We start from the raw sequence: 2908 nt of genomic DNA on the forward strand, positions 1-2908 counted from the left end.
CAACCCCGCAGTCAGGACATGCGGCGTCACCTCCGGCACCGACGGCATTCACGATCAGCTCGTCACCGTCGACCGCCCACCGGTTCGCCACCAAGCCCGGCGGGATCAGCTTCAACAAGCTGGATTTATGCAACATCTGGTAGAGTCCTCCCTTTACTCTACCGTATACGGCGCTTCAAAGGTCGGGAATCCCGCTCACCTGCACGAACTTTGCGCCAGACCCAGTTTTGGACGCCGATTACCCCGCTACGGGGGTCACTTTTGCAGGCCGGTTCACAGTCCGGGTGCGCATTCAGGAGCCGGACAGCTGCTTCGAGGTCATCACGATCGGCCATGTGTCAGCCTAACCCGCCCTGCTGCCGCAGGGCACCTGCCGGAGGTCAGATTTCGACCAGGTAGCGTGCCTGGAGGTTGGCAACATGCGCGCGAAGCCAGTCGGGGCCTTCTCGGTTGTTCCAGGACTTCCAGAGCGCCGGGTAGGAAAGCGAGGCAAATCGGGGGAACCCTTCGCTCGTGCGTTCTGCAAAGGCCTCGATCTCGGCTTGATGCCGGGCAAAGGCCGGGTCTGCCTCCGGGTTGGCGGGCTCCCAGTAGAGGTAAAGCAGCATCACCTTCTGGCCCGGGAAGGTGTACGCGAGGCCGAAGGCGTGCTTGATGAGCTGGGCTGCGTCGAGATGAACGTATCCGCGCGGGTCCTGCTTCAGCCGTTCCATTTCCGCGAACCAGGGGCCGTCGCGACGATCATCCAGGATCTTCTCCGAGTAGGCGTCCGCGAACCTGGCCTCATGCGAAGTCAGGTACTCCGTGCACTTGGATTCAACGGCAATGATCTGGTCGTCTGTCTGAGCGACGAGGTCAAGGTTGGGACTTTTGCCCCTGAGTCCGGTCGGGCACTTGCGTTCGAAGCCAAGCTTGGTGAAACCGCCTTTACCGACCAGCTCGAGCTCTTCCGGCCGGGTCTTGAAGGGCCCGAAGCAGTTCGCCGCAAACGCTGAAGAGGAATGGGCAGCAAGGAACTTGCCCTCCAGTTCATTGCCGTCGCCCTGCTCAAAATCCTGCCTGAAATCTTCCAGGCGGACGCCTTCAAGCAGATTGGCCTCCGCCGTCTCAGCGTAGCCTTTCCCGTCGAGTGGCCTGCTCGGATGGGTGTGCGTGTAAGCGGCTGCCAGCGCCTGGGCAGCACGAACCGATGGATTGAGCATGGATCATACTTACAGCGAGATGCCAGTTTTCGCCAGCTGACGGGGAGGCTCACCTGGCAGCGAGCCTCCCCGTGTGACAGGACCCGGTCCGGGATCAGGGTCGAGGTCGCCTCGAGGGCCCGACATGTCGGACGCGTGCTTCAGCTCGAGGAATTCCCTTAAGGAGCGTATCCCGGATGGACTTAAGGTGTGCCAGCTTCTCGGCGCCTTCGAGCGCGGCCGCCTTGTCGTCGTAGTAGTCGAACCAGGGAAGCCCGGCGAGGTTGTAGTCTTCAGCGGTCGGCGGCTCGGTCGGCGGTTGCTCATCGGTGATCGCTTCCCAGAGCAGCGCATCCGCCATCGCCACGAAACAACGCTGGCCATGACGCTGGTCCCATGTATCAAGGCCATGTTCGTCTTCATAGATTTCCTGGCGCATGCGCCCGCCTGGAGCCATCCCCATATCCATATCCTCTACGAGGTCCGGGATGCCATGCATGACGGACCTTCGAGCTGAATACATTACCCGGTCCTCCATCATCTGCTGACGCTGCCGCCGGATTTCCTCGTAGCGATCGGCCTTCATCGGGTAGACGATGAACTGCAATCCGCCGTGTTCCCCATTGCCGGTGATCTGCTCTTCAGCTGTGGCGCCTTCGCCAAGTTGGGCCGCCACGAACTGTCGGATGACGCCTTTCTCGACACAGAACCCGTCCAGCCATGGCTGGCGTGGCAACACGGCATAGTCCTGCGGGTCCCGGTTCAGTTGTGGCGCCCAGGGCTCGCCAGTCACGGCGTTGACCTTGCCCGCCGCCACCTTCACGGCGAAAGGGTAATCATCGGCAGAAAAATTCACCCACATGGCCTCTGCCCGGTGGATGGGGAAGAACACGCCGCCCCTATCGTGCCAGTTCGGCGGGAGCCGGTGCGAGAAGTCATCGACGTGGCGCAGCGGGAAGGAACCGAGGCCCGGCGGAAGGAGATGCTCCCGGTCGTCATCCGGAAGGCGCAGGGTACGCTGGAAATCGATGGCACAGCAGGCATCCTCGTGCACCTCGGGGAAGCGGAAGACCAGGCGGTCGTGCTCGAGTGTCGTCATGGGCTCTGTCTCCTACCAGTCACCGTCTCGGACCTCGCGAACCACACTGAGGATCGCGTGGTCCGGGGCGGATTTCAGTTCCCGCAGAAGCCGCGCAAACAGCTTCGGCCTTCTGCGAATGATCTCCTGCAGTTCCCCTGAGACCTTTCCGGCCAATGCCAGCATGACATCCGGATCCTCGCCGAGTTCCCCGGCAAGCCGGACGGTGGTGGCCTCTCCCGGCGGGGCCACCTCGTCCCGCTCCACCTTCGAGAGGTAGGCCGGCTCGATGCCAATACGCTCTGCCACCTGGCGCAGCGAGTATCGACGATCTCCTTTCCGGAGCTCTTCCCGTCTTTCCCGCACATACTGACCGAAATGCGTCATGTGTCGTATATAGTACACGAATATAGACCTTAACACCCTGCTGTTGGCACGAGAACGACTGTCAAACGCCCACTCGCCCCTAGTGGAGCGAATCTAACTCTTGGTGCCCGCGCTTGACGGCTTCGATGATCCGGTCGGGATCGGCGGTCCAGGCGAACGGCCTGGGCTCCTGGTTGTGCTCGGCGACGAAGCGATTGATGGCGGCCTGCAGGTCGACCAGCGAATGGAACACGCCGCGCTTCAGGCGACGCTTGCTGAGCCG

Annotated in this window: 3 protein-coding genes and 1 pseudogene; all 4 read right to left on the reverse strand. The window is 62.0% G+C overall.

Going from position 1 to position 2908, the window contains the following annotated elements; genetic code table 11:
- Positions 1 to 380 precede the first annotated feature (380 nt).
- The gene (locus CWC60_RS16040; RefSeq protein ID WP_109794947.1) at positions 381 to 1202 is read right to left on the reverse strand and encodes a PGN_0703 family putative restriction endonuclease; all 822 of its coding nucleotides are present in this window, start codon (positions 1200 to 1202) and stop codon (positions 381 to 383) included.
- Positions 1203 to 1296: 94 nt separating this feature from the next.
- Positions 1297 to 2280: a hypothetical protein gene (locus CWC60_RS16045; RefSeq protein ID WP_109794948.1), complete on the reverse strand. Its 984-nt coding sequence runs from the start codon at positions 2278 to 2280 to the stop codon at positions 1297 to 1299.
- A gap of 12 nt (positions 2281 to 2292) precedes the next feature.
- Entirely contained in the window at positions 2293 to 2646 is a 354-nt protein-coding gene (locus CWC60_RS16050) for a helix-turn-helix domain-containing protein (protein WP_109794949.1), read from the reverse strand.
- 79 nt (positions 2647 to 2725) lie between these two features.
- Positions 2726 to 2908, reverse strand: a pseudogene (locus tag CWC60_RS16055) (IS630 family transposase); the annotation flags it as partial.

Source organism: Minwuia thermotolerans (genome assembly GCF_002924445.1).
Lineage (GTDB): Bacteria > Pseudomonadota > Alphaproteobacteria > Minwuiales > Minwuiaceae > Minwuia > Minwuia thermotolerans.

What these genes read in the sequence shown, in the direction of transcription:
- CWC60_RS16050 (WP_109794949.1), bottom strand. Translation starts at nt 2,646, where the DNA reads ATGACGCATTTCGGTCAGTATGTGCGGGAAAGACGGGAAGAGCTCCGG.
- CWC60_RS16040 (WP_109794947.1), bottom strand. Translation starts at nt 1,202, where the DNA reads ATGCTCAATCCATCGGTTCGTGCTGCCCAGGCGCTGGCAGCCGCTTAC.
- CWC60_RS16045 (WP_109794948.1), bottom strand. Translation starts at nt 2,280, where the DNA reads ATGACGACACTCGAGCACGACCGCCTGGTCTTCCGCTTCCCCGAGGTG.